Origin of the sequence: Exiguobacterium sp. BRG2 (assembly GCF_031844245.1) — a bacterium.
Lineage (GTDB): Bacteria > Bacillota > Bacilli > Exiguobacteriales > Exiguobacteriaceae > Exiguobacterium_A.
Map to the genome: position 1 here is coordinate 420819 of NZ_JAUZUW010000001.1, position 26740 is coordinate 447558.

The window sequence follows — 26740 nt, forward strand, 5'->3', positions numbered from 1 at the left end:
AAAAAGCCGCCGAAATGGCGGCTTTTTGTTTTAGAAACGTTTATTGACAGCAAGTAATGCGGCTTTTGCGATCTCTTCATAGGTAGAGTCGTTCGGATGGAACTGATCGCTTGATAAATCACGTTTGACGTCGCGAACGAGATTGAATGTGTCGATGATTTCGACGTCATATTCAATCCCGAGCGTCCGGGATTTAGCATTCCAGTCTTGCACGATCGCATCGAACGCCTCACCGTTTTCCGTTGCCCGGAAAGGATTATAAAGTCCGACGTAGAAGATGACAGCATCCGGATTTTGTTCGCGCAGAATCCGGAACGTCTTTCTTAAGTTGTCTTGAGCCGTCGTAATCGTCGCGGCCGTTTTCTTTGCATCGAAATTCGTGACACCTTCGCCACGATTGAACAAGTCATTTCCGCCGATCGTCACCGAGATGACTTTCGCTTGACTGACTGAGCGTAGGACTTCTTTTTGTTTGAGTTGTTTTAATAAATTTTCCGTCCGGGCACCACTGACGGCAAGATTCTGAAAACGCTCGACCGTGTTCGCTTTGACAAGGTCACGTCCGACAAGAGCAGCATAACTATTTCCGTTAGATGCTCCGACACCACGCGTCAAGGAATCACCAAGCGCGACGTACGTTCCGCCTTTTTTGACAGGTTCTTCCTTCGTTGGTGTGAGGACGGTACGCTTCGGTGGATTGACGACATCACTATAGGCGTTGACGAAACCGTAACCAAACAGCGCGGTCAGTAAGAGTGAAACGGTTAAAAACAGGGACCAGCGTAATCGCTTCATGAACGTTCCTCCTTCTAGGTTCTATCCTGATTGTAGCAAATGTAGAAAGAATGTGCGGAAATGAAGTGTTCTGACAAGTCAAATGATTCATTATTCCGCTAGAATAGACAATAAGAGGTGAGAGACGTGAAACCAACAGTTAAATTAGAAGGTGTAACAAAGGTGATCGGAAAAAAAACGATCATCGATAATATCTCGTTTGAAATTCAACCGGGTGAGGTCTTCGGATTCCTTGGACCGAACGGGGCAGGGAAAACGACGACGATCCGGATGCTCGTCGGACTGATCAAACCGACGTCCGGTAAAATCACAGTCTGTGACTTCGATGTCCGCAAACAGTTCGTCCAAGCGATGGAGCGGATTGGTTCGATCGTTGAGAACCCGGAGTTGTATAAATATTTGACAGGTCGTGAAAATTTACAAGTCTTCGCCCGGATGTTACCGAATGTCGACGAGGCAAGGATTCAGGAAGTCATCGATCTCGTCGATTTGACGGCGCGGGTCGACGATCAAGTCCGGACATACTCACTCGGGATGCGTCAGCGTCTCGGTATCGCCCAAGCACTACTCGGACGACCAAGCGTCTTGATTCTCGACGAACCGACGAATGGTCTCGATCCGATGGGGATTCGGGATTTGCGTCAATTCATCCGCCGGCTCGTCGAGGAAACGGGACTGTCGGTCCTCGTCTCGAGTCATATTCTCGCTGAAATCGAGATGCTCGCCGATCGTGTCGCGATCATGAGTTACGGTAAAATCGTCCAAGTCGGAACGGTCAAGGAGCTGGTCGAGTCGCTTGCTCCTGGTGTTGATTGGCGTGTCGACGATGCCTTCAAGGCGAACGAGATTTTATCGGCTTCTGATTTAGTCCAAGTATCCGAAGTCGTCGATGCGAATACGGTCCATACCTTGATGGATGCTAGTAAGACGCCGGCACTCAACAAGCAGTTGCTTGAAGCAGGTGTTGAAGTTTGGACGATCGAACGGAAAGTCCAGACGCTTGAAGATCTGTTCATCACGTTGACGGGAGGAGATCACATTGCGTAATCCGAACATGATCGGTCTCGTCCGAAATGAAGTGACAAAAATCGCTTCAAAACGTCGGTTTGCTGTCGTTGCGATCATCCTCATCGTCCTCGTCTCAATGTTTACGTACGCACAGTATCGAGACATTCAAGAACAGATCAAAAAGCAAGGAACACTCGATTGGCGGGTTGAACTTCAACAAGATATCGTCGATACACAGAACCGTCTTGCTTCTAGCAGTATTCAAGATGAGTTCCGTCAGTTCCTTGAATTCGACCTAAAACAAAACCAATACTATCTCGATAACGACATCAATCCGAATTATCCGGGAGCCCCGACGTTCATCCGGATTTTCTTCTCGCAAGGATTGACGTTGATTTTACCGCTGTTCATCATCGTCATCATGGCGGACATCGTCAGCGGGGAACAAAATGACGGAACGATCAAGACGTTGCTGTCGCGACCGGTCCGGCGTTGGAAGATCCTCATGGCGAAATGGTTGACGGTGTTACTTTATACATCGATGCTGATGGCATTGACCGTCGTCGTCTGTTATGCGATATCCGGAATCGTCCTCGGTTATGACGGCTGGACCGCACCGATCTTGACCGGATTCCAAGCTTCACCGAGCGGAACGTTCTCGACTGAATTCGTGCATACGTTACCGATGTGGGAGTATCTGTTGATGGCGGTCGGTCTAGCCTGGATCGTCACGGCGGTCGTCGGGACGATTGCCTTGATGGTCTCCGTTCTCGTCAAGAATACGGCGACAGGCATCGGGATCATGATGGCAGTTTTGATTTCCGGTACGTTACTGACGACGCTCGGTTCGAGCTGGACGAGTTCGAAGTATCTCGTCAACGTCAACTTTGGACTGATTAACTACCTTGATGGTCAAGCGCCACCGATCGAAGGGATGACACTTCCGTTTTCGCTTGCTGTCCTCGGTTGTTGGACGGCCGCGGCACTAATCGTTGCCTTCTGGAACTTCACGCAAAAAGATATGTATTAAGACAAACGGGTCCACCTGAAGAGGGGACCCGTTTGTCATGATTTATGAGGCGATTTGTCATATGTTTCCATTATTTTTTGATACTGAAGCTGTGTCGGTATGGAAGCGTCTAATCTTAGAACGGGGGAAACCGACCGTTCCATTTGCAGTTGGTGTTCCGCGAACGTGCCGATCATCTTCGGGTCCGTCGCTGTATGATACGTCCGGCACCAGTCGAGGAACTCATTTGATCCTGAAAAGTCAGGATAACGTGCTGCTTCGCGTGCGATGAGCCGTTCCATCCGGAGCGATTCGTCGAGCGACAGGAAGACGAGCAAGTCCCGATTGGTGAAACCATCCGGGTGCCAGGCGAAGACGGAACCGGAGACGACGTAATCACGGTAAGACAGTATATCTGCTTCATACATGGAAAATCGCTCGGAGACGTCACGTTTTTCAGTGAACTTCGTATCTTTCCAGAGATAATGGTCGGTATCGATCCACGCAATACGTTCCGATTGTCCGACGAATGCACCTAGTGTACTTTTTCCTGTACCAGACCCACCAATGATTTGAATGCGCACGAGAACCAGCTCCTTTTGAAATAATCTACTAGCACGCAGAACAGGCCCGGGCATGATGCCGGACCTGTTCTGTGAAAGAAAGAAATCTTCCTATGTCGCCTCGTGCCAGCACAAGACATGGAATCGAGAGGCAGTGCCTCTATGGGAAGCTGATGCAGGTCAGCCTCCGCGCTACGTACCAATCGTACTTTTATCATACTGATTCCAAGAATTGGTGTCAAACCTGCTCGAAAGGGTTTACAAACCATTCAAACCGTCAAAAGAGAGAATAACGATGATTAGAGGAGGAACGACCATGGCAGATTGGGGCATCATGCTGACAGGCGTCGTCATTTGTGGATGGTGCATCTTTAGTGCCATCTATGACGATTTCATCCGTCGCGTATAAGACAAGTAAGTGTGGAACCGTCCAAGGAGGGCGGTTTTTTTGTGGATTTTTTTAATCCGAGTAAGTGGCTGTGGTACACTCGAATCAAAAATGAAAAAGATAAAGAATGGGTGAAGCAGAATGAAGAAACAACCAGTTATCGTCATCGTCGGACCGACGGCAGTCGGAAAAACGAAGACAGGCATTGAACTCGCAAAACGACTAAACGGAGAGGTCTTATCCGGAGATTCGGTTCAAGTCTATCAAGGGATGGACATCGGATCGGCAAAAGTGACGACCGAAGAGATGGAAGGAGTGCCGCATCATCTGCTTGATCTCGTTACACCGGACGACGAGATGAGTGTAGCCCGTTTCCAAACGGTTGCCCGAGCAACGATCGATGAGATCGCGAGCCGTGGTAAGTTGCCGATCATCGTCGGCGGAACAGGGCTTTACATCCGTTCGATTTTATATGACTACCAGTTTACTGAGCAGGCAGAAGATCCAGCCTTACGGGCTGAACTCGAAGCGTATGCGGCGACACATGGAGCAACTGCACTACATGATCGGTTAAAGGAACTCGATCCGGTGCGCGCAGAAGCGATTCATCCGAATAACATCCAGCGGGTCGTTCGGGCGATCGAGGTCGCGCGGACTGGTCAGACGCAAACGACTGGCAGTCAACCCGCACTTTACGAGAGTTTGCTGTTCGTTTTACACATGAAAGACCGGGATCGTTTGTATGACCGGATTGATCAGCGGGTAGACATGATGGTCGACAGTGGCCTTCTAGAGGAAGTGGCGCGTCTGGACGCTGCCGGGTATCGACAGACGAAGGCGTTGCAAGCGATTGGTTATAAAGAGATGTTACCTGTTCTTGACGGAGCACCACTCGATCCTGCTGTTGACATGCTAAAACGGAACACACGACGCTTCGCCAAACGTCAATTGACCTGGTTCCGTCATCAATTTGATGGCGTTTGGGTAGATATGGGAAAGTTTTCATTTGAAGAAACGTTCAAAATTATCTATGATAGAACTGTAGAGTTTCTGAAAGCGGTTAAATAAGAGTTGCCCGAAGACAGAAACAGATAAAAAGAGGGGGCACGGGGAATCATGAAAGCGACATACAACATTCAGGATGTCTTTTTAAATCAATTACGGAAAGATGCAGTCCCAACGACGGTTTTCTTAATCAGCGGGTATCAATTACGGGGGCTGATCAAGTCATTTGATAACTTCACGGTCATTTTGGAGTCAGAAGGCAAACAGCAATTAATCTACAAACACGCGATCTCGACGTTCGCACCAGCGCGCAACGTGACGTTATATGAGCAAGAAGAGACGCAAGAAGTTTCTCGCTAATGAAAAAGACGACCGGGGGGTCGTCTTTTTTTAGGTTTCATTCAGGTGTGGGTCGTATTAAAAATTCGAGACGAATAACGAAAGAAGAATGACGCTTCGCAAGTGAAGTGAAAAATGACAGCTACTTCACTTTCAGCGTAAATGTGTCATTACAGTAATGGTGTCAGTTCCTCGACCGCCTCTTCATAACGTCGAAGCGAGACATCCTTATAAAGACACGTCTTCTGCAGGCGTTCTTCCTTCGTCATCTCGTCCTGATACGTTTTTAGGATGAAGCTGTTGCGTAACATCGACGGTGTCAAGACCCGCTTGTTGTCCGACCGTTCATTCAGCTGACGCATCATCTTCGTGATCATGACAATCGACAATTGCTTCGGTGCATTCTTACTGTAAACCCAGCGGAATGTCATCCGGGCGAAGTCGAAGGCGACGAAAAAAGGGTCAGTACTGTGATAACGTGGGCGGACGGGCTCCGGAATCGTCTTCAAGTAACGCAACATGATATCTTGATCTTCCCGCTCGAGATGGAGCAGGTAGCGGTTGCCGAGTCGATCGTGGACGGTCATCTCTTGCTGGGCGAAGTTGAGATCGTGCATCTTTAAGCCGATGATGTGATGGACGCGTAAACCGTAGCGATAAAACAGGCGGAGAATGAGTTCGTTTCGATCGATCAAATACGGACGGGCTTTCAATTGATGTTCCGTCAAGCCGCGATCGGATTGATTCGTTCGGACGAGTTGCTCGTATTCCTTAAAGGAAGCGACGTGTTTTGCCGTCAATTCATGTGTCGGTTGTGCGTATTCGATCAGCTTCGCCTTCGTTTGTCGAATTTGATAATTGACTTGATTGATGACGGTGACGATTCGGGCGACCGTCGCTTGTTGGTAGAGTTTCTCTTCGATCAAGTACTCATTGATGAACGTCTTCCACGTCTCAATCGAAATCGCCTTGAAATCATCGATCGTCTCAAGTGGTTGATCGACATCCGTCATGTAGCGGTGGACTTCGATTAAATCGTACCGATAGCGCCGGACGGTCGAAAGTTGTCGTCCGCTTGTCGTTAAATAAAATAGGTAGCGTTCAATGAATTCTGGAAGCGTATACGACTGTTCGCGTGCCATCGTTTTCCTCCCTTTCGTAATGGTGTTTCTTCCATCATAAACCGAACGGATGTTTCCTGTCCAAAAAAGTTCAGACGAACCGGTGGCTGTGGTATGATAAGGGGCGCAGTACGTCTTTACTCGTGAAAGGAATGATATTATGTCAGAACGCGTCATCGTCGTTGGTTGCCAGCTCCCCGGTGTCCCGGATCATGTCTATGAAGAATCGGTCGCGGAGCTCGAAGCACTCGTAACGACTGCGCATGGTGTCGTCGTCGGTCGTTTGGATCAAAAACGACAAGCGATTGACCGCCGAACGTTCATCGGAAAAGGAAAGGTTGAGGAACTCGTTGCGTTAGCAGACGAACTTGAACCTGATTTAATCATATTCAATGCTGAAGTCACGCCGGGTCAAATGAAAAATATCCGGATTGCCTTATCAGACCCGGAAGCGATCAAGTTGATCGACCGGACGCAGTTGATTCTCGATATCTTCGCTGGACGTGCCCAGTCACGCGAAGGGAAATTGCAGGTCGAACTGGCACAGATGAGTTATCTGTTGCCACGTCTTGCCGGGCAGGGAACACAACTGTCACGTCTTGGTGGCGGAATTGGAACACGTGGACCAGGTGAATCGAAACTCGAGACGGATCGTCGTCATATCCGGCGCCGCGTCGATGAGATTTCGAAACAACTCGAGACATCCGTCGCGCACCGTTCTCGTTACCGGGAACGTCGCAAAGAGAACCAGACGTTCCAAATCGCACTCGTTGGTTATACGAATGCTGGCAAATCCACGATCTTCAACCGGTTGACTCAAGCCGACACATACGAAAAGGATGAGTTGTTCGCGACGCTCGATCCGTTGACACGTCAAGTTGATTTGCCGGAAGGTGGGCAAATCCTCCTGACGGATACGGTCGGTTTCATCCAAGATCTTCCGACGAAGTTGATCGCAGCGTTCCGCTCGACCCTCGAGGAAGTGCTGGAAGCGGACTTGATCCTCCATGTCGTCGATGCATCGAGTGAGCATTATTTGAATCAGATGCAGACGACGAACGATGTTCTCGATGAACTCGGTGCCGGTGACATCCCGCAGCTAGAAGTCTACAACAAGAAGGATCAGCTGAACCGCTTGTTTACAGGCGGGAAACTGTTGATCTCTGCACTTGATCCGCAGGACATCGAGCGTTTGATTGAAGAGATCGAACGTTCAATCAGTGAGATCCTCGAGTATCTCGAGATCCGCATCCCGGTTGATGGTTTTGCTCATTACAATCCGGCAAAGGAAGTCATGATGAACTTGAAGGAATCGTTCGAAGAAGATGGTTCTGTCATTCTAAAAGGTTACTTGCGTAAAGATACGCGTCTATACGCGACATTGAAACAATACGAGGTGTAAACATGTTTTCAGAATTAACCCATTACGAAACGCTTCGTCCGCTCATTGACCGGGCGGAGGAACAGATCGCTCCGTACGTCAAGAAGGCGCAAGAGGTCGCGGAATACAATCAATTCCGTGTCCTCGATGCGTTCCGACGTCACAAGGTCAGTGATTTTCATTTCATGCCGTCAACAGGCTATGGCTACAACGATGAAGGACGCGATACGCTCGAACGCATCTATGCCGACGTCTTCGGTGCGGAAGCCGGTCTTTGTCGTCCACAAATCATCAGCGGCACCCACGCAATCGGTATCGCGTTGTTCGGTTTATTGTTGCCGGGCGATGAACTGCTCTATATCACAGGAAAACCATACGATACGCTCGAAGAGATCGTCGGAATTCGTGGTGATGGACGCGGTTCATTAAAGGAATTGGGCGTCCACTATGATGTCGTCGAGATGAAAAACGCCGAGACGATCGACGTACCGGTCGTTCTCGAACGGATCACACCGCAGACGAAGGTAGTCGGGATACAGCGTTCAAAAGGGTACGCGACGCGACGCAGTCTGCCGGTTAATGAAATCGGTGAAGCAATCGCCGCCATCAAAGCCGTCCATCCGCACGTACTGATCTTCGTCGATAACTGCTACGGTGAATTCGTCGAGACGATCGAACCGACGCACGTCGGGGCAGACTTGATGGCAGGGTCGTTGATCAAGAACCCAGGTGGTGGTCTTGCGAAGACTGGCGGTTATCTCGTCGGTCGAACGGACTTGATCGAACGGGCATCGTTCCGGATGACGACGCCAGGGATTGGCGCCGAAGCCGGTCCATCGTTATCCGCACTTCCGGATATGTATCAAGGTTTCTATATGGCACCACATACGGTTAGCCAAGCGTTGATGGGTGCGATGTTCACGTCAAGCATGCTCGGTCAGTTCGGCTTTGACACGGCACCGCACCATACGGCAGAACGGACGGATTTGATTCAATCGGTCTCGTTCCATGCGCCGGAGCCGATGATTGCTTTCTGTCAGGCGATCCAAGCTGCTTCACCCGTCAATGCACATGCGTTACCAATTCCGGATTATATGCCGGGATATGCGGACGATGTCATCATGGCAGCAGGAACGTTCGTACAAGGCTCATCGATCGAGTTGTCAGCGGATGGTCCGATCCGTGCACCCTATACTGCATACGTCCAAGGTGGTTTAACGTATAGCCACGTCAAGATCGCGATCATCTCAGCCGTCAATCACTTGATGGAAAAACAATTAATTCCAGAAAAAAACGTTTAATACTAGCATATCTCGTGAAAACGACCTCTGAACGACTTCGAGTAAAGTGATTAAAAAAGTTGTGTTAACTTTTCTTACATCGCTTGACAAGTTGCCTGACAGAGGTTTATTCTCATGGAGTAAGGAAAAAGGAGGAACCACATGGCAGACTCATCACGCCAGTCCAAGCCACTATTTCCCATCGGAGTCGTTCAAGAGTTGACCGCGTTATCTGCCCGCCAGATCCGATATTACGAAGAACAGGGACTGATTAAGCCGGAGCGGACAGAGACGAAGCGTCGCCTCTATTCGTTCAACGATGTCGATCGCCTGTTGTCGATTAAGGAATACCTGGATCAGGGACTGAATATCGCAGGGATCAAATTGATTTTTGAAAACGATCTCGTCAAACGCGAACGCGTTGCGGAGAGCGTCGTCGAGACGCGTCCGGAACTATCTGACGGCGAATTGTATAAACTCCTGAAAAATGAATTGAAGGAAGCAGGACGACATGGAAAGACGTCGCTCATCCAAGGTGAGCTCGGGCGTTTCTTCAAGTAAGGACCTGTAACCATATAAAAACGAATCGGAGAGGGGATTTGTCACATGACACGTCGCAACATTACACGAGAAGACATTTTGAAAATCGCTAAAGCTGAGGATGTACGCTTCATTCGCTTACAGTTCACAGATATCCTCGGAACGATCAAGAACGTTGAAATTCCAGTAAGCCAATTGGAAAAAGCACTTGATAACAAAATGATGTTCGATGGTTCATCGATCGAAGGATTCGTCCGGATCGAAGAATCAGATATGTATCTCTTCCCAGACTTAAACACATGGGTCGTCTTCCCATGGACAGAAGATGGAACAGGGAAAGTTGCACGTTTAATCTGTGACATCCATAATCCGGATGGCTCGCCGTTCGCAGGAGACCCACGTGGTCAGCTCAAACGGGTACTTAAAGATATGGAAGAACTCGGTTTCACATCATTCAACGTTGGACCAGAGCCAGAATTCTTCCTCTTCAAGAAAGATGAAAAAGGTCGTCCGACACTTGAATTGAACGACCAAGGTGGATACTTCGACCTCGCACCAGTCGATCTTGGTGAAAATTGCCGTAAAGAAATCGTCATCGAGCTCGAGAACATGGGCTTTGAAATCGAAGCATCACACCACGAAGTCGCTCCAGGTCAGCACGAAATCGACTTCAAATATGCGGATGCGATCACGACAGCGGATAACATCCAAACGTTCAAACTTGTTGTCAAGACGATCGCGGCGAAGCACAACTTGCACGCGACATTCATGCCAAAACCACTCTTCGGAGTCAACGGATCAGGAATGCACGCGAACATGTCGCTCTTCAAAGGCAACGAGAACGTCTTCTTCGATGAAGGCAACGAAGACATGCAATTGTCGGATGATGCACGTGCCTTCACAGCAGGTATCCTCAAACACGCACGTGCCTTCACAGCGGTTTGTAACCCGACAGTCAACTCATACAAACGTCTTGTTCCTGGCTACGAAGCGCCTTGCTACGTCGCATGGTCAGCCCGTAACCGTTCACCACTCGTCCGTGTTCCTGCAGCACGTGGACTCTCGACTCGTATCGAAGTTCGTTCAGTCGATCCAGCAGCGAATCCGTACCTCGCGCTTGCGACATTGCTCGCTTCAGGTCTCGACGGAATCAAGAACAACTTGAAAGCACCGGCTCCAATCGACCGTAACATCTACGTCATGGACAAACCGGAACGCGTTGCGAACGGAATCGATGATCTTCCATCAACACTCAGCCACGCACTCGAAGTCTTGAAAGCGGATGACGTCGTCATGCACGCTCTCGGCGATCACATCGCAGAGCACTTCGTTGAATTGAAAGAAATCGAATGGGATATGTTCCGGACGCAAGTCACGGAATGGGAACGCGATCAGTACATGGTCTTGTTCTAATCCAACTCAAGCACTTCTGGACTTTTGTCTGGAAGTGCTTTTTTCATGTCGTCGACAGGGATTGAGTCAAGGATATGGAAAGATACAAGAGTACAAAGAAAGGGAGACGATATATCATGAAAAAAGGATATGAAGGCAAAGAGATCACGGTCTATTTTGATTCGGAAGTCTGCATTCATTCCGGTCATTGTGTACGAAGTCTACCGACCGTCTTTGATGTCAAACGGCGTCCTTGGATTGAAGGGGACGGGGCGCCGGTGGAAGACGTCATGCGCGTCGTCGATGGTTGTCCAAGCGGCGCCTTATCTTACGAACGGAGGGAAGCAAATGGAGCTGAAACGAGCGGAACGTAAAATCGAAGCCCATCAGGAAGGTGAAGTGATTGGAGAAATCACTTACAGCGATACGAACAACGGCATGTGGATCATTGATCACACGTATGTTGATCCCGCGCACCGGAACCAACAGATTGGGGAACAACTTGTTGCCGAGATCGTCAACTGGGCACGGGAAGCAAACGTCAAGCTACTGCCGTTATGTCCGTTTGCGAAAAAAGAGTTCGAACATCAATCGGATTATCAGGACGTACAAGCAAATACGTGATCATAAAAATCTCCTCCGGTCTCTCAAGACTAGAGGAGATTTTTTCGAGTCATTGTTTGTGATCTCTGACTTTCATTTTGCGAGAAACAACCATCGCACCGAAATAGGCGATGATGTACAACGCGACCAGTCCTTGTTTTAGCATATAAGGTAGATCCATTTGATTCGCAAGTAGAAAACTAGCGCACGATAAAATTAAAAAGGGTATTAGCCACTTGTTCGGCACATCAGCACCTCCTTCACTATCCATGTATTTCTATTTTAAGGATAACATAAAATATTTACCGAAATATGTTAAAGATGAATAACTTGCTTACAGATAAATCCGTAGAAACGCCATCGTGACGACACCGGTGATGACCGTCCAAGAAAGACTTTTACTAAAAATCGCGACTGCCATCGTCGGTAGGGCGGCGAAGACATGAAGCGTCGAAATCGTCGGGAACGCGTTGTCTTGCGCGATAAGTAAATTTTGAAAGAAGAGGGCGCCAAGCAGGCAGATGGGAATGAACGAGAGCCATTCCGTTACAAGGCGCGGTAACGTCAGTCCATGAAGGACGAGAAACGGTAAGATACGTGGAATCCAAGTGACGAGTCCACAAGCTAAAAAGAGACCGATTAATTCTGGGCGGATTTCCATCGTGTGATCACGACTCCTATACTAGCGCCACCGAGTGTCGCGCAAAGAACGGCGACTTCCGCAGAAAAGTAGCGCATGGTGATGTAAAGCAAAAGTAAGACGATCAATAAGAGGCAACTATTCACGGCAATGCGGGTACGTTCTCCTTCAAATTGTAAGTACAATAAACCGATGAACATCGCCGTCAGAGCAAAGTCGAGACCGAAGCGTTCGGGATCAGGAAACCAGCTACCGACAAGTGCACCGAGAACGGTTGCGATAATCCAGCTAAGATACGCGGTCAGATTTAAGCCATGCATGAAGGACGGTGAGATCTTCCCTTTTTGCGCAGTATTCATTGCGACAGCGAACGATTCATCTGTCAGTAACGTCCCGGTACCGAGTCGATCACGAAGGTGGCGTGTCTCGACGTGCGGAGCGAGCGTCAGACTCATTAACAAGTGCCTGAGATTGACGATGAATGTCGTCAGAATGATGGCAGAGGCGGGACTATTCAACAGCAAGAGACTCGTGATGATGAATTGAGCGGCGCCGGCATAGATGAAGACGGACATGAATCCGACTTCAAGAGGGGATAAGCCGGAGGCACGACCGACGATCCCTGCGGAAAAGCCGATGCCGATATAGCCAAGGACGGTGGGTAGACAGGCGCGGACACCTGCTTGAAAGGCTGATGACATTCGATTCCTCCTCTTTTTTAAGAGCATAGCATTCGTGCGGTATATCGTCACCAACTGGTCAATATTTTCATCATTTTTTTCGACATACTCGACTTGATTTGGTGGTAAAGAGTAAGTGGTACGGCAAAATCAGTTAGGTAAAGGAGCGTTTTTCATGCACAAATTAATGAAAGATTCAAACCGGTTCGTTTCAGACATGGTCGACGGGCTCGTACTTGCTCACCCTGATATGTATAAAAAAGTCGAAGGTGTTAACGTCGTTGCGCGGAAAGTACCACTGGACGGAAAAGTCGGTCTTGTCTCTGGTGGGGGAAGCGGTCACGAACCGGCACACGCTGGATTCGTCGGGGACGGTATGCTTGCTGCGGCTGTTTGTGGGGAAGTGTTCACTTCACCGACACCCGACATGGTGCTTGAAGGCATCAAGGCAGCTCATGGGGGAAAAGGTGTCCTACTCGTCGTCAAGAACTATTCAGGTGACGTCATGAACTTCGATATGGCGAAGGAACTTGCTGAACTCGAGGACATTGAAGTTGATACGGTCGTCGTTAATGATGACATCGCGATCAAAAAGGAAGAGGATCGTCGTGGGGTCGCAGGAACTGTCTTCGTCCATAAGATTGCCGGTGCTGCAGCGGCAGAAGGAAAATCACTAAGTGAAGTCAAAGCAGTTGCGGAAAAAGTCATCAAGGGCGTTCGTTCGATTGGAATGGCACTCTCACCATGTTACATGCCGGAGAGCGGCAAGCCAGGCTTTGAGTTGCATGATGACGAGATGGAGATCGGAATCGGGATCCACGGTGAAAAAGGACTTGAACGAAAAGCAGTCGCTTCCGTTGATGCGATCGTCAAAGAGTTGCTCGATCGTTTGACGAAAGAAGTACCAGACAAAAAAGTCGCCGTCATGGTGAATGGGATGGGCGGAACACCAGAATCCGAACTGTACATCACGTATAAATATGTCGCGGAAGAACTTGAGGCGCATGGTTACGAGATTGCCCGCTCATTCGTTGGAAACTATATGACATCGCTTGAGATGCACGGGTTCTCAATCACGCTCTTACCAGTGGATGATGAACTGCTCGGATATCTCGATGCAGAAACGAAAGCGATTGGATTCTAATTCAAATAAACGGGGTGTAAAAACATGAAGTTGACGACGGAACAGTTGCAAAGCGCGCTCCTCAAAGCAGCGGAACAGATCGAACAGCATAAGAATGAATTGACGGACCTTGACCGGGAAATTGGTGATGGAGATCATGGAATTAACATGTCGCGTGGCTTCCAAGCAGTCCAGAAGACGCTAGAAGAACACGGCGAATATGAGGATTTAGGAGCTTTATCCAAAGAAGTCGGGATGACGCTGATCAAAACGATTGGTGGGGCATCCGGTCCTTTATACGGGACAGCATTTGTTAAGTTCGCCGGTGCATTCAAAGGGAAAACAGAAGTCGAAGGTGCGGATCTTGCAGACGCTTTCCGCGAAGCGACGGAAGGGATCAAATCGCGTGGGAAATCGGAATTCGGTCAAAAGACGATGGTTGATATCTGGACACCGTTCCAAGAAGCGCTCTCGCAAGAAGGGGACTTGAAAGCGGCAATCGATCAAGCGCTTGCTGATACAAAAGCGCGTATCGCAACGAAAGGGCGCGCGTCCTACTTCGGTGAAGCGACGGAAGGCGTACAGGACCCAGGTAGTTTATCGAGTGCTTTGCTACTCAGCGAAATTGCGGAGGTGCTTCATGGTTAATCTTGTACTTGTTTCTCATAGTGAAAAACTCGCGGCTGGACTGAAGGAACTGTTGGCAGAGATGGCACCGGATACACCAGTCTTAATAGCAGCCGGTCTTGAAAATGGTAGCATTGGAACGGACGCGACACGAATCGAAGAAACACTGAATACACTAGACGACGATGGAGTCGTCTTAACGGATATCGGTTCTGCGACGATGAACACGGAATTAGCACTTGAATTATACAGTGGCGAACGGACGGTACGTTTTATCGACGCACCACTCGTCGAAGGTGCTTTTCTAGCAGCTGTTTTAAGTGGACAGTCGAAATCCGTCGATGAGATTGAAGACGGATTAAAAAATGAGTTTGGCAAATAAGTAATAAATCCCCCATCGCGAATAGGCGAGGGGGATTTATTTCAATTACTTCTATTCATATTAAAACTTAGTAGAGACTCTCATGAATCAAAACGACCGGAGCCACTCTTCTAACCACTCTCTAGGTAAGCAAACTGTAGCTAAATCAAGTGTTTGTAATGCATCCAAAGAATACGTGTTATAAAGATAGAGATCCCATTGTGCATCGATATCGTTTGCTACTTCAGTCGCTTGTTCACTTAATGGATAAGTTCCACGTCCGTCAGTTGCAAGATGATAATAATCATTATGGTAGACATTGATCATATACCGGTAACACCAATCTGCCAGCTGCCAGTTCTTCATGCGTGATGTTGCCATCAAGCGCGAACTGAATGTATTCTTTTAGCTGTTGATCAGAATAAATGGTATTCATGAGGCACTTCACGCTATATTTTCTATAAGATATCAAAAACCCGGTCCCTCTGTAAAAGGGATCGGGTTATTAATTAACTTATTTCGATGGTTTAAAGACCATTGTCGCTTCCACTGCTTTTTGCCATCCAGCATAGCGTTGTTCACGATCGTCTTCTTTCATCTCTGGTTTAAACTGATGATCGAGCTTCCATTGTTGTTTGATTTCCGCTTTATCTTTCCAGTAACCGACGGCTAATCCAGCAAGATATGCTGCACCGAGTGCAGTCGTTTCGTTGATTTCTGGACGATCGACAGGAACGCCGAGGATGTCCGATTGGAACTGCATCAAGAAGTTATTGGCTACAGCACCACCGTCGACACGAAGTGTTTTCAGTTCGATTCCAGAATCTTGTTCCATCGCTGTCAACACGTCGCGTGTTTGATAAGCGAGTGATTCAAGCGTTGCCCGAACGAAGTGCTCTTTATCTGTTCCGCGTGTTAATCCGAAGATCGCCCCACGAACATCTGAATCCCAATACGGTGCACCAAGACCGACAAAAGCAGGAACGACGTAAACACCGTCTGTTGAATCGACTTTCGTTGCATAGCCTTCTGAATCTTTCGCGTGTTTCAACATACGGAGTCCATCACGGAGCCACTGGATCGCAGAACCGGCGACGAAGATAGAACCCTCAAGCGCATATTCGACTTTTCCATCAACGCCCCAAGCAATTGTCGTCAGGAGTCCGTGGTCAGAAGAAACGGCTTTCTCACCCGTATTCATGAGCATGAAACAACCTGTTCCGTATGTGTTCTTTCCTTCACCCGCTTCGAAGCATGTTTGACCAAAGAGTGCAGCTTGTTGGTCACCAGCGATCCCAGCGATTGGCACTTCGTAACCGAAGAAGTGATACGGTACCGTCTTGTCGTAGACTTCACTCGATTGACGTACTTCTGGCAACATCGATGCAGGAACACCGAGGATATCGAGCAACTCTTCATCCCATTTTTGCTCATAGATGTTGTACATCAATGTCCGTGAAGCGTTCGTGTAATCCGTGATATGCGTTTTTCCACCAGACAATTTCCAAACGAGCCACGTATCAATCGTACCGAAGAGTAATTCACCGTTCTCTGCTTGCTCACGTGCGCCTTCGACATTGTCGAGAATCCATTTGACTTTCGTACCAGAGAAGTAGGCATCAATCAAAAGTCCTGTTTTATCACGGAACTTCTGATTCAAACCTTGTTCTTTTAAGTCGTCACAGATACCAGACGTTTGACGTGATTGCCAAACGAGTGCGTGATAAACCGGTTTACCTGTTTCTTTATTCCAGACCACTGTCGTTTCACGTTGGTTCGTGATTCCGATTCCGGCGATTTGCTCAGGTTTGATATCTGCTGTTCCGAGTGCTTCAGCCATGACAGCAAGAATTGAACCCCAGATTTCGTTTGCATCATGCTCGACCCAGCCTGGTTGTGGGAAGTATTGCTTGAATTCCCGTTGTGCCGAGTTGACGATTTTCCCGTCGTGATCGAAGATGATCGCACGTGAGCTTGTCGTACCTTGGTCGAGTGCTAGGATATACTTGTTTTCCATTTCGAAATCCCCCTTGAGCGGTATGTGTTAGTGAGACGTGATCTTAGTAGATCAATTGATAGATGAACACGGCAAGCGCTCCACCGATGATTGGACCGACGACTGGAATCCATGAGTAGCCCCAGTCAGATGAACCTTTATTCGGAATCGGTAGGATAGCGTGTGCGATACGCGGTCCAAGGTCACGGGCCGGGTTGATGGCATATCCTGTTGTACCACCAAGTGATAGACCGATGACGACGACGAGTAAACCGACGATAAGTGGTTTTAAGCCGTCACCGAATGTCGTTAAACCGAGCGCCAAGATACCGAAGACGAGAACGAATGTCCCGATGATTTCAGAAATCAAGTTCGACGGCGTATGGCGAATCGCTGGACCTGTTGCGAACACACCGAGTTTTGCAGCTTGATCATCAGTCGCTTCAAAATGTTTCATGTAATGAAGCCAAACGAGAATGGCGCCGATGAAAGCTCCGACAAGTTGTCCGGCAATATAGACAGGAACGTCTGCCCACGGTAAATCAGAGTTTAAAGCAAGTGCAATTGTTAAAGCAGGGTTCAAGTGCGCTCCACTCTCAGCAGCGACGAATGCTCCTGTCATGACGGCAAGACCCCAAGCGAACGTGATGACAATCCATCCGCTGTTTTCGGACTTCGTCTTTCTCAAGACGACACCGGCGACGACACCATCCCCGAGCAGAATGAGGATCATCGTACCGATCATTTCTAGTACAAAGTTATTCATGCAAAAACCCTCCCTTTGGATTAAAGCAAATAATGGTCTTTCTACTTTAAATTACTCCGATTTGATAACGTTTTCAATACATATAATTGAAATATAGGAATGGAAATTTTTTATTTTAATGTTTAAAGATACGAAAAATTGGATAAGAAAACACCTCGTCTTGCCTGCAAGCAAGCAAAAGAGGTGTTAACGACGACGCTTTTTTCTTTTTTTAGGTCGAAACCAACTACTGGAATAATCTAGTAGGATATGAATTGTACTCGCCACCATGATACCAATGACAAAAGCGGGTAGGGAAGCGAACCAGGAATCAATGGTCTCTGACGCGATGACTTGAAAATACAAGCTGAGAAATAATAAGGGAATCACAAGTGCAGCACTATAAAGGAGTCGGATGACATCCCCAATGATCAATCCGTGTGACCAGATCGAGCGGTGGGGCATGATCTTCACATAAGGCATCCACAGGACTCGAAATGGTCCAAAGCGATAATACGGTTCTGACTTTAAATCGAGGTCAGGTGACAACCAAAGCGTACCGACAGCGATTCCGATGGCAGTCGGTAACCAATCCGTTTGTTGCGTTGCGACCGAATACGCAACGTAACCCGTCAGTGCGACGGTATTGACGGTATCATGTACGTTTCCTGAGGGCATGAAAAAAGACCAGTCGTAACTGGTCCCTCCGTCAATGAATCGTCCGATACACGCCGATTACCTTACCAAGAATGGAGACATTATCGAAATACATCGGATCCATCGAGTCATTTTCTGGTTGTAGACGTACCTGTTGATCTTCTAAGAAGAACCGTTTCACCGTCGCTTCGCTATCTTCGGTCATAGCTACGACGATTTCTCCGTTTTCTGCTGTGTTTTGTTGGCGTACGATGACACGATCGCCGTCAAGAATACCTGCGTTAATCATTGATTCCCCATCGATCGTCAACATGAAGACCGTTTCGTTTCCTACATAATGTGCAGGAAGCGGGAATTGTTCTTCGATGTTTTCAATCGCTGTAATCGGAAGACCAGCTGTGACTTTCCCGATGACGGGAACATGAACGATGGCTTCCGTGATTTCTTCAGGCTTATCAAGCAATATCTCAATCGCACGTGGTTTCGTCGGGTCACGGCGAATCATTCCCCGTTTCTCGAGTCGATCCAAATGACCGTGTACCGTCGAGCTAGACGCGAGTCCGACTGCTTCTCCGATTTCACGAACTGATGGGGGATACCCCTTCAGTTTCACTTCAGAGACGATGTAGTCGAGAATCTCTTGTTGACGCTTAGACATTTTCCGCATACGAATTGCCACCTCTTTCTGGATTGAATTTTGAAATGTAAGAATATATGTTTCTAAATTCACTATAACATAGAACAAATGAGCGTACAAACAATTGTTCGACATTTTGTGTTGACCGAACACGGGTTCTGTGTTTATTATGAGTTATGCGAACAATTGTTCCGCGAACGTTTATTCTAACTCATTCATTTCATATTTGGAGGGATTCATGATGATTCATACGATTCGTACTCATGCTTTTTCTATTCTCTTCTATGCATTAAGTATTGCCTTCGTGATCTTTTTACTCACACCACGCCCAGATGAAAAAGTAGCGCAATTGATGACGGCTTCCGTTACGGTCGATGAGAACGCTACAGTCGAACAAATTGCTGAAGTCTACAATGACGGTTCGATGTCAGATGAGGAATACGTCAACTGGTTGATCAAAAATAATGATGTTGAGACAAAACATGTCATCTCAAAAAGCAAAATCGTTGTACCAATCGCACAGCAATGACAAAATGGAAAAGTTGTGAAAGAACGAACAGGGATGTGAGGTACGATGAAGGTCGTGATTTATTGTCGAGTATCGACCGAAAAAGAAGCACAAGATAGTTCGATTGAACGCCAACGGATGGAGCTTTCGAAGGTTGCTTCTCAAAAGGGATTTGATGTCGTGGACATCGTCTCTGAAAAAGAGAGTGGATATGATGTTGATCGGGAAGGGATGCTAACAGTTCTTGATTATGTGACACGCGATACGGTAGATGCGGTCCTGGTGACAGATGATACACGGATTGGTCGAGGGAATGCAAAAATCGCTATTTTGCATACATTCAAAAAACATGGGGTCCGCTTGATGACGCTTGATTCAGATGGAGAATATCAACTTGCGGATGCAGAAGCGATGGTCCTTGAGATCGTCTCACTCGTGGAAGAATACCAACGGAAACTGCATAATGCAAAAATCGCCCGTGGCATGCGGCGAGCAGTCGAACAAGGTTTTCGCCCGGAACGAAATCTCAATCGTCAAGGAGAGAACGCAGGACGTAGTCGAAAAGACGTACCGATCGAAGAAATTGTACGTCTTCGAGAACTCGGATTGACGTTTTCTGATATCGCCATCACCTTGCGGGGGATGGGGCATGATATTTCAAAAGCAACGGTCAATCGTCGATATCTTGAATACCGCGAACTGACACCTAGCCCGGAATGAGAAGCAAGTAACCCGTCGACTGACGCGGTTAACTTGCTTTTTTTTATAAGCTCTTTTACAGTAAGAATACAATTGAACAACTCAAGTTTGAGTCATAAAGAAAGAGGGATTCCATGTTATCACAAGAACAATTAGATCGAATCAATGCATTAGCGAATAAATCAAAAGTCGAGCCGTTATCAGAAGCGGAAACGGCAGAGCAAAAAGAATTACGTGCAGCGTATCTCGCAGCATTCCGTGGATCGTTCAAAAACCAACTCATGGGCATGAAAATCGTCGATGAAGAAGGAACGGACGTAACACCAGAGAAATTGAAACAAGCACAAGAAGAAGAACGGAATAAACAATAATCGTTCGTTTCTTTTATAGAAAAAAGAGGTCTCGCGTCAAGCGGACCTCTTTTTTTGTTTAGAGCGAGTATCTTTTTTGTTTAGAGTGAGTAGGTGAGGAAACATTGTACGATAGCAATACATCTTAATAGAGGACATTCATCGATTCAGACATCCTGTATGAGTCGATAGAACGGCTATAGATAGCGCATTCATTTTAATGTGACATACTATTTAGAAAAGTTGTATCACATTTAAGAGTATGCTAAAATGAGTAGGAATTTGTGAAAAAGAGAGAGGATGATTGTTTTGACGAACATGACGACAGTAGAACAATTAGCAATTAATACGATTCGTACCTTATCGATTGATGCCGTACAAAAGGCGAACTCGGGTCACCCAGGTATGCCAATGGGAGCAGCGCCGATGGCATTCTCGCTTTGGGCGGATCATATGAACCACAACCCTAAAAATCCAGAATGGTTCAACCGCGACCGTTTTGTACTTTCAGCCGGACACGGTTCTATGCTTCTCTACTCACTCCTCCACCTATCGGGATATGATCTATCGATGGATGATCTTAAATCATTCCGTCAATGGGGATCAAAAACACCAGGTCACCCGGAATACCGTCACACGGCTGGTGTAGATGCGACAACGGGTCCACTTGGTCAAGGGATCGCGATGGCAGTTGGTATGGCGATGGCAGAACGTCATCTTGAAGCAAAATACAACCGTGACGATCTCAACGTCGTTGATCACTTCACATACGGAATTTGTGGAGATGGAGACTTAATGGAAGGTGTCTCAGCTGAAGCGGCTTCACTCGCAGGTCACCTTGGTCTTGGTAAATTGGTCGTATTGTATGATTCAAACGATATCTCACTTGATGGCGATCTCGATAAATCATTCTCTGAAAACGTCCAGAAACGCTTCGAAGCGTACAACTGGCAAGTCATTCGCGTAGCAGACGGAACGGATATCGATTCGATTTCGAAAGCAATCGCGGCGGCACAGGCAGAGACGACAAAACCGACATTGATTGAAGTCAAGACAGTCATCGGTTTCGGTTCACCGAACAAATCAGGGAAGTCGGCTTCTCACGGTGCACCACTTGGTGAAGCAGAAATCAAATTGACGAAAGCAAGCTACATTTGGGATCACGAAGAGTTCTACGTTCCTGAAGAAGTCAAATCATTGTTTGACGAGCGGGTCGTCCAACGTGGTGCTTCTGCAGAAGACGCATGGAACGAGACGATGAAACAATACGAAGCAGCGCACCCAGAATTGCATGCTGAACTCGTTCGCGCAATCGCAAACGAATTGCCAAGCAACTGGGAAGCAGACCTTCCGACATACGACTTGTCGTCGAAAAAAGCAACGCGTCAAACAAGCGGTGAAGTCTTGAATGGTCTCGCGAAGAACGTTCCGACATTGTTCGGTGGTTCAGCTGACCTTGCAGGATCAAACAACACGATGCTTAAAGGCGAAGCAGACTTCGATATCGATCCAAGCGGTCGCAACATCTGGTTCGGGGTACGTGAATTCGCAATGGCAGCAGCTGTCAACGGTATGGCACTTCACGGCGGCGTCATTCCTTACGGCGCGACATTCTTTGTCTTCTCGGATTACCTCCGTCCAGCTGTTCGTTTAGCAGCATTAATGGGACTTCCATCAATCTTCGTCTTGACGCACGACTCGATCGCTGTCGGTGAAGATGGTCCAACACACGAGCCAGTCGAACACTTGATGAGCTTCCGTGCAATGCCGAACGTCACGATCTACCGTCCAGCAGACGGAAAAGAGACGATCGCAGCATGGAAAACAGCAGTTCAAGCAAAAGATAAACCGACACTCCTCGTCTTGACACGTCAAGGTCTTCCTGAACTTGAAGGTACGACGACAGAGGGTGCTGAAAAAGGTGGTTATGTCATCGCTGGTGACGTTACGAAAGCTGATACACTCTTGCTCGGTACTGGTTCAGAAGTTCACCTTCTTGTCGAAGCACAAAAAGAACTTGGTGAATCAGCAGCTGTCGTTTCACTTCCATCATGGGAAGTATTCGAAGCACAATCAGCAGAGTATAAAGAATCGGTTCTTCCGAAACACATCACGAAACGTGTAGCAATCGAAGCAGGGGCTTCACTCGGTTGGTACAAATATGTAGGAACAGAAGGACAGGTCATCGGAATCGATCGTTTCGGCGCATCTGCTCCTGGAGACTTCCTCTTGAAAGAATACGGCATGTCTGTTGAGAACGTTTTAGCGACTGTCAAGCAACTCGGATAATCATTTCCGGAAAAACGGGTCCGATCTTACGTCGGACTCGTTTTTCATCTATTATCATCTATGCAAACAATTGGAATTATAGTATAGTAAAAAGCGACGTTTTAAGTTAGAGGAGGAAGCAACTTGGCTACATGGATTTGGATTTTAATTGCCCTTCTTTGCTTGGTAGCAGGTGTCGCCCTTGGTTTCTATATCGCTCGTCGATACATGATGAACTACTTGGAGCAAAACCCACCAATCAACGAAGATATGATTAAGACATTGATGATGCAAATGGGTCAAAAGCCATCACAAAAGAAAGTCAACCAAGTGATGCGTTCAATGAGTGGTTCAATGAAATCACCTAAAAAATAAGCTGTACGAAAGGGGACTAAATGGTCTCCTTTTTATTTGCTATTTTTTAGAAAGAGAACTAATCTAAAATGTGAGACTATTTCAAATAATCATAGGATTTAAAAAAGGGGGGAGACTTGAATGGGAGTCTTCAGGAAACTCGGTTGGTTTTTCCGACGAGAATGGAAAGCGTATAGTCTTGGGGTCATCTGTTTGATTTTTGTGGCAGGGTTAGAACTTATTCCACCGAAGGTCATCGGAACGACAGTCAATGGTCTGAGTGAAGGAAGCTTGACGAAGAATGATTTGATTCGTCTAGCTAGTACATTGTTACTCATCGGGGTCGCGACGTATTTCATTCGTTATTTTTGGCGTTTTCACATTTTCGGTGCATCGATTCGCCTCGGGCGATTGTTACGCAGTCAACTGTATGGTCATTTTTCAGATTTGGATCAATCGTTCTATAAGAAATATCGCAGTGGAGATTTGATGGCACATGCGACGAACGACGTACAAGCTGTTTCGATGACAGCGGGGGCCGGCATTCTAACGCTCGTCGACTCGGTGACGATGGGGAGCTTTGTCATCATCACGATGGTCACGACGATCAGCTGGAAATTAACGCTCGTGTCACTTTTGCCAATGCCACTGATGGTCTATTTGACGTCACGCTACGGTAAGATGTTACATTCCCGTTTTCATGACGCGCAAGAAGCGTTCTCTGATTTGAACGATAAGGTCGCGGAGAGCATCAGTGGTATCCGTGTCTTAAAAGCAACAGGGGAAGTCGAATCCGACGTGCAGACGTTTACCGATCTGTCTGATGACGTCGTTCAAAAGAATCGTCGTGTGGCGAAAATTGATGCACTGTTTGATCCGACGATTTTTGGATTAGTCGGTCTATCGTATATCATCGCGGTCGGCTATGGCGCCTACTTGTTACGACAAGGCGAAATCCGGATTGGTGATATCGTTTCCTTCACTACATATCTTGGTTTATTGACGTGGCCAATGCTCGCCTTCGGTTGGTTGTTCAACATCGTTGAACGGGGTCGTGCTTCCTATGACCGGATCGAACGGATGCTTGCGATCGAACCAGAAATTAAAGATGCGAAGGAAGCAGCAACGAGTGTCTCATCATCAGAACTTCATGTCGGGATTAAACGATTCATCTATGACACGCAACCGGTCCTTCAAGAGATCGATGTGACGTTGAAGCCCGGTAAATCGCTCGGAATCGTCGGGAAGACGGGTGCCGGGAAATCGACATTCGTTCGTTTGTTATCGCGTGAATATGACGTTAAACAAGGCGCCATCACGATTGGTGGACGAGACATCAAACAATTGACGCGTGACACCGTCCGTCGTCAAGTAGCGATCGTTCCACAGGATCATTTCTTATTCTCCGCGTCGATTGCCGATAATATTGCCTTTGCAAAACCGGATGCATCAATGGAAGACATCATGGAAGCGGCACGTATTGCAGCAGTCCATGAGGATATTCTTGGATTTAAGGAAGGATACGCGACGATGGTCGGGGAGCGTGGGGTGACGTTATCTGGCGGTCAAAAACAACGGATCTCGATTGCCCGAGCATTATTAGCGGATTGTCCGATTTTAGTACTCGATGATGCCTTGTCTGCGGTCGATGCGAAAACCGAAGAAGCGATCATCCACCACTTCCGTACGGCGGATCACGATCAAGCGCAAATCATCGTTGCCCACCGATTATCGGCTGTGTCGCATACCGATGAGATCATCGTCCTTGAAGACGGTCGGATCATCGAGCGAGGAACACATGAGCAATTACTCGCTCATGACGGTTGGTATAAAGAGACGTACGATCGCCAGCAACTAGAATCACTCGTTGAACAAGGAGGGCGTTCTGAATGAATCATGATATCAATGAAAAAGCCGTCCTGAAACGATTGCTTGATTTCGTCAAACCGTTCAAAAAGCAAGTCAGCATCGCTTTCATCCTGCTGTTCATTACGACAGCGGCAAAACTCGGGGGACCGTATCTCGTCAAGATTTTTATCGATGAATATGTCGCACCGGGTACGTATCCGGTAAAGGAAGTTGCACTTTTGTTTACGGCGTACTTGTTATTGCATACAACAGGGATCATTGTCGATTACTTGCAAGCATTTGAGTTCCAAAAGATTGCCTTACAAGTCATTCAACGCTTGCGTATCGATGTATTCCGACACGTCATGCACTTACGACTCGCTTATTTTGATCGAACGCCTGCTGGGGTACTTGTCTCCCGGATCACGAACGATACGGAAGCGATTAAAGAACTTTACATCGGTGTCTTATCGACATTCGTGCAAAGCGGTGTCCAGTTGATTGGGACATATATCTTCCTCTATCTGTTAGAACCGCGACTCGCGACGATTGCGTTATTGTTGTTACCATTGTTTTATTTCATCATTTGGATTTACCGGAAGTATTCGACGAAGTATTACGCGGAAGTCCGCGATTTACTGTCGAAAATCAATGCCCAACTGAATGAATCGATCAACGGGATGGCGATCATCCAGCAGTTCCGCCAAGAAAAGCGTCTAATGGCAGAATTCGAAGAGACGAACGTCGCTCATCAAAACGGTCGTTACAAGAACTTAAAGCTTGATAGCTGGTTACTACGACCCATCATCGAATTGTTACTCGCCATTTCGATTGCGACACTTGTGACGTACTTTGGTGTCTTATCATTCTCGCAAACAGTCCAAGTCGGTGTCGTTTACGCTTTCATCAGTTACATGGAGCGAATTTTCCAACCGGTTCAGCAAATCATGCAACGGTTGTCCGAGTTCCAGCAAGCTGTCGTCTCAGCAGACCGTGTATTCAAGGTGCTCGATACGGATGAGCCAGAACCAACGAAACAACTTGAAGGGGATGCACGAGTGTCGGAAGGACATATCGTCTTTGAAGACGTGCGCTTTAGTTATGACGGAGAGAAGGATGTCTTGAAAGGGATTTCGTTCGAGGCGAAAAAAGGACAGACGATTGCGCTCGTTGGTCATACGGGAAGTGGGAAAAGTTCAATCATCAATATCTTGATGCGTTTTTACGCGTACCAATCGGGTCGGATCTTGATCGATGGTCAACCGCTCGAGCAGTTATCAGAAGAAGAACTACGACAGCATGTCGGACTCGTCCTGCAGGATTCATTCTTGTTCACGGGAACGGTCGCGGATAACATTCGATTATTCGATAGTTCGATTTCCTTTGATCGTGTCGAAGCGGCTGCTAAATTCGTACAAGCCGACGGATTCATCAATCAACTCGATCAGCAATATGACAGTCCCGTTGCGGAACGGGGGGCGACGTTCTCCGCTGGGGAACGTCAGTTGATTTCCTTCGCACGCACAATGGCACGGGATCCGAAAATCCTGATTCTCGATGAAGCGACAAGTTCGATTGATACGGAAACGGAAGAAAAAGTCCAAGTGGCGCTCGAACGGATGCGTGAGGGTCGGACGACGATTGCCATTGCCCACCGATTATCAACGATTCAAGATGCTGATTTGATTCTTGTATTGCATCAAGGGGAAGTGATCGAGCAAGGTAACCATCAAGAATTGATCGCGCAAGATGGATTGTATAAGAAGATGTATCAACTGCAATCTGGTCATGTAACGGTCTCTTAAAAAAATAGCTATAAAAAA

General features: G+C 47.5%; 31 protein-coding genes. 20 read left to right on the forward strand and 11 right to left on the reverse strand.

The annotated features are described in order from the left end of the window. Positions 1-30: 30 nt before the first annotated feature. On the reverse strand, positions 31-795 hold the full coding sequence (locus tag Q9R23_RS02120; RefSeq protein WP_311246328.1) for an SGNH/GDSL hydrolase family protein: 765 nt from the start codon (positions 793-795) through the stop codon (positions 31-33). Positions 796-921: 126 nt separating this feature from the next. Here Q9R23_RS02120 and Q9R23_RS02125 point away from each other — a divergent pair, with 126 nt between their 5' ends. Both Q9R23_RS02125 and Q9R23_RS02130 read left to right on the forward strand, forming a co-directional pair. After that, positions 922-1842, forward strand: coding sequence for an ABC transporter ATP-binding protein (locus Q9R23_RS02125; protein WP_023467748.1), 921 nt, complete (start codon positions 922-924; stop codon positions 1840-1842). Beyond that, on the forward strand, positions 1835-2833 hold the full coding sequence (locus Q9R23_RS02130) for an ABC transporter permease (protein ID WP_214855351.1): 999 nt from the start codon (positions 1835-1837) through the stop codon (positions 2831-2833). Before Q9R23_RS02125 ends, Q9R23_RS02130 begins: the two co-directional genes overlap by 8 nt. Before the next feature lie 35 nt (positions 2834-2868). Here the strand turns inward: Q9R23_RS02130 and Q9R23_RS02135 are convergent, their stop codons facing one another. Beyond that, complete coding sequence (locus Q9R23_RS02135) at positions 2869-3396, reverse strand: P-loop NTPase family protein (RefSeq protein WP_311246329.1); 528 nt, start codon at positions 3394-3396, stop codon at positions 2869-2871. Positions 3397-3904: 508 nt separating this feature from the next. On the opposite strand from Q9R23_RS02135, the gene miaA reads away from it, so the two are divergent. After that, positions 3905-4831, forward strand: coding sequence for a tRNA (adenosine(37)-N6)-dimethylallyltransferase MiaA (gene miaA / locus Q9R23_RS02140; RefSeq protein ID WP_290782036.1), 927 nt, complete (start codon positions 3905-3907; stop codon positions 4829-4831). A 48-nt stretch (positions 4832-4879) separates the two neighbouring features. Next, positions 4880-5128, forward strand: coding sequence for an RNA chaperone Hfq (gene hfq / locus Q9R23_RS02145; protein ID WP_023467753.1), 249 nt, complete (start codon positions 4880-4882; stop codon positions 5126-5128). 149 nt (positions 5129-5277) lie between these two features. On the opposite strand, the gene Q9R23_RS02150 is transcribed toward hfq, so the two are convergent. Further along, positions 5278-6249, reverse strand: coding sequence for a tyrosine-type recombinase/integrase (locus Q9R23_RS02150; protein WP_056060521.1), 972 nt, complete (start codon positions 6247-6249; stop codon positions 5278-5280). Positions 6250-6388: 139 nt separating this feature from the next. Between Q9R23_RS02150 and hflX the strand changes: the two genes are divergently transcribed. From hflX to Q9R23_RS02180, 6 genes are all read left to right on the forward strand, one after another. Further along, the gene (gene hflX / locus Q9R23_RS02155) at positions 6389-7630 is read left to right on the forward strand and encodes a GTPase HflX (protein ID WP_214855357.1); all 1242 of its coding nucleotides are present in this window, start codon (positions 6389-6391) and stop codon (positions 7628-7630) included. Positions 7631-7632: 2 nt separating this feature from the next. Then, a complete protein-coding gene (locus tag Q9R23_RS02160) occupies positions 7633-8910 on the forward strand; it encodes a methionine gamma-lyase family protein (protein ID WP_214855359.1) in 1278 nt (425 codons plus the stop codon). 141 nt (positions 8911-9051) lie between these two features. Further along, positions 9052-9450 (forward strand): MerR family transcriptional regulator, encoded by a 399-nt coding sequence (locus tag Q9R23_RS02165; protein ID WP_023467758.1) that lies wholly within the window; start codon positions 9052-9054, stop codon positions 9448-9450. A gap of 45 nt (positions 9451-9495) precedes the next feature. Further along, positions 9496-10842, forward strand: coding sequence for a type I glutamate--ammonia ligase (gene glnA / locus Q9R23_RS02170; RefSeq protein WP_290755512.1), 1347 nt, complete (start codon positions 9496-9498; stop codon positions 10840-10842). Between the two features lie 116 nt (positions 10843-10958). After that, positions 10959-11195 (forward strand): (4Fe-4S)-binding protein, encoded by a 237-nt coding sequence (locus tag Q9R23_RS02175; protein WP_290755514.1) that lies wholly within the window; start codon positions 10959-10961, stop codon positions 11193-11195. Continuing rightward, entirely contained in the window at positions 11170-11445 is a 276-nt protein-coding gene (locus tag Q9R23_RS02180) for a GNAT family N-acetyltransferase (RefSeq protein ID WP_035398130.1), read from the forward strand. The genes Q9R23_RS02175 and Q9R23_RS02180 overlap by 26 nt, the downstream gene beginning before the upstream one ends. 49 nt (positions 11446-11494) lie before the next feature. Here the strand turns inward: Q9R23_RS02180 and Q9R23_RS02185 are convergent, their stop codons facing one another. The 3 genes from Q9R23_RS02185 to Q9R23_RS02195 form a co-directional block, all read right to left on the reverse strand. Then, entirely contained in the window at positions 11495-11671 is a 177-nt protein-coding gene (locus tag Q9R23_RS02185) for a hypothetical protein (protein WP_311246330.1), read from the reverse strand. Positions 11672-11758: 87 nt separating this feature from the next. Continuing rightward, on the reverse strand, positions 11759-12085 hold the full coding sequence (locus Q9R23_RS02190) for an AzlD domain-containing protein (RefSeq protein WP_290755516.1): 327 nt from the start codon (positions 12083-12085) through the stop codon (positions 11759-11761). Next, positions 12064-12765, reverse strand: a complete 702-nt coding sequence (locus Q9R23_RS02195; protein ID WP_035408725.1) for an AzlC family ABC transporter permease — start codon at positions 12763-12765, stop codon at positions 12064-12066. The genes Q9R23_RS02190 and Q9R23_RS02195 overlap by 22 nt, the downstream gene beginning before the upstream one ends. A 154-nt stretch (positions 12766-12919) precedes the next feature. On the opposite strand from Q9R23_RS02195, the gene dhaK reads away from it, so the two are divergent. The 3 genes from dhaK to dhaM are packed head-to-tail and all read left to right on the forward strand — an operon-like array spanning position 12920 to position 14876. Next, on the forward strand, positions 12920-13888 hold the full coding sequence (gene dhaK, locus Q9R23_RS02200) for a dihydroxyacetone kinase subunit DhaK (RefSeq protein ID WP_290755518.1): 969 nt from the start codon (positions 12920-12922) through the stop codon (positions 13886-13888). A 24-nt stretch (positions 13889-13912) separates the two neighbouring features. Next, a complete protein-coding gene (gene dhaL, locus Q9R23_RS02205; protein WP_290755520.1) occupies positions 13913-14515 on the forward strand; it encodes a dihydroxyacetone kinase subunit DhaL in 603 nt (200 codons plus the stop codon). Then, on the forward strand, positions 14508-14876 hold the full coding sequence (gene dhaM, locus Q9R23_RS02210) for a dihydroxyacetone kinase phosphoryl donor subunit DhaM (protein WP_290755522.1): 369 nt from the start codon (positions 14508-14510) through the stop codon (positions 14874-14876). Before dhaL ends, dhaM begins: the two co-directional genes overlap by 8 nt. Before the next feature lie 87 nt (positions 14877-14963). Here the strand turns inward: dhaM and Q9R23_RS02215 are convergent, their stop codons facing one another. The 5 genes from Q9R23_RS02215 to lexA all read right to left on the reverse strand — a co-directional run bounded on the left by Q9R23_RS02215 (position 14964) and on the right by lexA (position 18920). After that, on the reverse strand, positions 14964-15236 hold the full coding sequence (locus tag Q9R23_RS02215) for a hypothetical protein (RefSeq protein ID WP_290755524.1): 273 nt from the start codon (positions 15234-15236) through the stop codon (positions 14964-14966). Between the two features lie 133 nt (positions 15237-15369). Continuing rightward, complete coding sequence (glpK, locus tag Q9R23_RS02220) at positions 15370-16872, reverse strand: glycerol kinase GlpK (RefSeq protein WP_214855371.1); 1503 nt, start codon at positions 16870-16872, stop codon at positions 15370-15372. Between the two features lie 43 nt (positions 16873-16915). Next, on the reverse strand, positions 16916-17617 hold the full coding sequence (locus Q9R23_RS02225; protein WP_035408708.1) for an MIP/aquaporin family protein: 702 nt from the start codon (positions 17615-17617) through the stop codon (positions 16916-16918). 186 nt (positions 17618-17803) lie between these two features. Continuing rightward, a complete protein-coding gene (locus Q9R23_RS02230) occupies positions 17804-18274 on the reverse strand; it encodes a metal-binding protein (protein WP_035408706.1) in 471 nt (156 codons plus the stop codon). A 31-nt stretch (positions 18275-18305) separates the two neighbouring features. Continuing rightward, positions 18306-18920, reverse strand: a complete 615-nt coding sequence (lexA, locus tag Q9R23_RS02235) for a transcriptional repressor LexA (RefSeq protein ID WP_023467770.1) — start codon at positions 18918-18920, stop codon at positions 18306-18308. A gap of 211 nt (positions 18921-19131) precedes the next feature. Here lexA and yneA point away from each other — a divergent pair, with 211 nt between their 5' ends. The 7 genes from yneA to Q9R23_RS02270 all read left to right on the forward strand — a co-directional run bounded on the left by yneA (position 19132) and on the right by Q9R23_RS02270 (position 26722). Next, positions 19132-19419: a cell division suppressor protein YneA gene (yneA, locus tag Q9R23_RS02240; RefSeq protein ID WP_023467771.1), complete on the forward strand. Its 288-nt coding sequence runs from the start codon at positions 19132-19134 to the stop codon at positions 19417-19419. A gap of 45 nt (positions 19420-19464) precedes the next feature. After that, complete coding sequence (locus Q9R23_RS02245; protein ID WP_035408704.1) at positions 19465-20118, forward strand: YneB family resolvase-like protein; 654 nt, start codon at positions 19465-19467, stop codon at positions 20116-20118. 113 nt (positions 20119-20231) lie between these two features. Then, positions 20232-20468, forward strand: a complete 237-nt coding sequence (locus Q9R23_RS02250; protein WP_035398122.1) for a DUF896 domain-containing protein — start codon at positions 20232-20234, stop codon at positions 20466-20468. Positions 20469-20747: 279 nt separating this feature from the next. Further along, complete coding sequence (gene tkt, locus Q9R23_RS02255) at positions 20748-22736, forward strand: transketolase (RefSeq protein WP_311246331.1); 1989 nt, start codon at positions 20748-20750, stop codon at positions 22734-22736. Positions 22737-22859: 123 nt separating this feature from the next. Next, positions 22860-23090 (forward strand): YneF family protein, encoded by a 231-nt coding sequence (locus Q9R23_RS02260; protein ID WP_012370001.1) that lies wholly within the window; start codon positions 22860-22862, stop codon positions 23088-23090. 120 nt (positions 23091-23210) lie between these two features. Beyond that, on the forward strand, positions 23211-24962 hold the full coding sequence (locus tag Q9R23_RS02265; protein ID WP_290782066.1) for an ABC transporter transmembrane domain-containing protein: 1752 nt from the start codon (positions 23211-23213) through the stop codon (positions 24960-24962). Continuing rightward, the gene (locus Q9R23_RS02270) at positions 24959-26722 is read left to right on the forward strand and encodes an ABC transporter ATP-binding protein (protein WP_290755528.1); all 1764 of its coding nucleotides are present in this window, start codon (positions 24959-24961) and stop codon (positions 26720-26722) included. The genes Q9R23_RS02265 and Q9R23_RS02270 overlap by 4 nt, the downstream gene beginning before the upstream one ends. Positions 26723-26740 lie beyond the last annotated feature (18 nt).

Bases quoted from the DNA above. Each gene is read 5' to 3' on its own strand.
- Q9R23_RS02190 (WP_290755516.1), bottom strand. From the start codon at position 12,085: ATGGAAATCCGCCCAGAATTAATCGGTCTCTTTTTAGCTTGTGGACTC.
- Q9R23_RS02165 (WP_023467758.1), top strand. From the start codon at position 9,052: ATGGCAGACTCATCACGCCAGTCCAAGCCACTATTTCCCATCGGAGTC.
- Q9R23_RS02245 (WP_035408704.1), top strand. From the start codon at position 19,465: ATGAAGGTCGTGATTTATTGTCGAGTATCGACCGAAAAAGAAGCACAA.
- yneA (WP_023467771.1), top strand. From the start codon at position 19,132: ATGATTCATACGATTCGTACTCATGCTTTTTCTATTCTCTTCTATGCA.
- hfq (WP_023467753.1), top strand. From the start codon at position 4,880: ATGAAAGCGACATACAACATTCAGGATGTCTTTTTAAATCAATTACGG.
- glpK (WP_214855371.1), bottom strand. From the start codon at position 16,872: ATGGAAAACAAGTATATCCTAGCACTCGACCAAGGTACGACAAGCTCA.
- Q9R23_RS02250 (WP_035398122.1), top strand. From the start codon at position 20,232: ATGTTATCACAAGAACAATTAGATCGAATCAATGCATTAGCGAATAAA.
- miaA (WP_290782036.1), top strand. From the start codon at position 3,905: ATGAAGAAACAACCAGTTATCGTCATCGTCGGACCGACGGCAGTCGGA.
- Q9R23_RS02175 (WP_290755514.1), top strand. From the start codon at position 10,959: ATGAAAAAAGGATATGAAGGCAAAGAGATCACGGTCTATTTTGATTCG.
- Q9R23_RS02230 (WP_035408706.1), bottom strand. From the start codon at position 18,274: ATGCCCTCAGGAAACGTACATGATACCGTCAATACCGTCGCACTGACG.
- Q9R23_RS02120 (WP_311246328.1), bottom strand. From the start codon at position 795: ATGAAGCGATTACGCTGGTCCCTGTTTTTAACCGTTTCACTCTTACTG.
- dhaL (WP_290755520.1), top strand. From the start codon at position 13,913: ATGAAGTTGACGACGGAACAGTTGCAAAGCGCGCTCCTCAAAGCAGCG.
- Q9R23_RS02270 (WP_290755528.1), top strand. From the start codon at position 24,959: ATGAATCATGATATCAATGAAAAAGCCGTCCTGAAACGATTGCTTGAT.
- dhaK (WP_290755518.1), top strand. From the start codon at position 12,920: ATGCACAAATTAATGAAAGATTCAAACCGGTTCGTTTCAGACATGGTC.
- Q9R23_RS02195 (WP_035408725.1), bottom strand. From the start codon at position 12,765: ATGTCATCAGCCTTTCAAGCAGGTGTCCGCGCCTGTCTACCCACCGTC.
- hflX (WP_214855357.1), top strand. From the start codon at position 6,389: ATGTCAGAACGCGTCATCGTCGTTGGTTGCCAGCTCCCCGGTGTCCCG.
- lexA (WP_023467770.1), bottom strand. From the start codon at position 18,920: ATGCGGAAAATGTCTAAGCGTCAACAAGAGATTCTCGACTACATCGTC.
- Q9R23_RS02180 (WP_035398130.1), top strand. From the start codon at position 11,170: ATGGAGCTGAAACGAGCGGAACGTAAAATCGAAGCCCATCAGGAAGGT.
- Q9R23_RS02160 (WP_214855359.1), top strand. From the start codon at position 7,633: ATGTTTTCAGAATTAACCCATTACGAAACGCTTCGTCCGCTCATTGAC.
- Q9R23_RS02265 (WP_290782066.1), top strand. From the start codon at position 23,211: ATGGGAGTCTTCAGGAAACTCGGTTGGTTTTTCCGACGAGAATGGAAA.
- Q9R23_RS02225 (WP_035408708.1), bottom strand. From the start codon at position 17,617: ATGAATAACTTTGTACTAGAAATGATCGGTACGATGATCCTCATTCTG.
- Q9R23_RS02150 (WP_056060521.1), bottom strand. From the start codon at position 6,249: ATGGCACGCGAACAGTCGTATACGCTTCCAGAATTCATTGAACGCTAC.
- dhaM (WP_290755522.1), top strand. From the start codon at position 14,508: ATGGTTAATCTTGTACTTGTTTCTCATAGTGAAAAACTCGCGGCTGGA.
- Q9R23_RS02215 (WP_290755524.1), bottom strand. From the start codon at position 15,236: ATGGCAACATCACGCATGAAGAACTGGCAGCTGGCAGATTGGTGTTAC.
- glnA (WP_290755512.1), top strand. From the start codon at position 9,496: ATGACACGTCGCAACATTACACGAGAAGACATTTTGAAAATCGCTAAA.
- tkt (WP_311246331.1), top strand. From the start codon at position 20,748: ATGATTGTTTTGACGAACATGACGACAGTAGAACAATTAGCAATTAAT.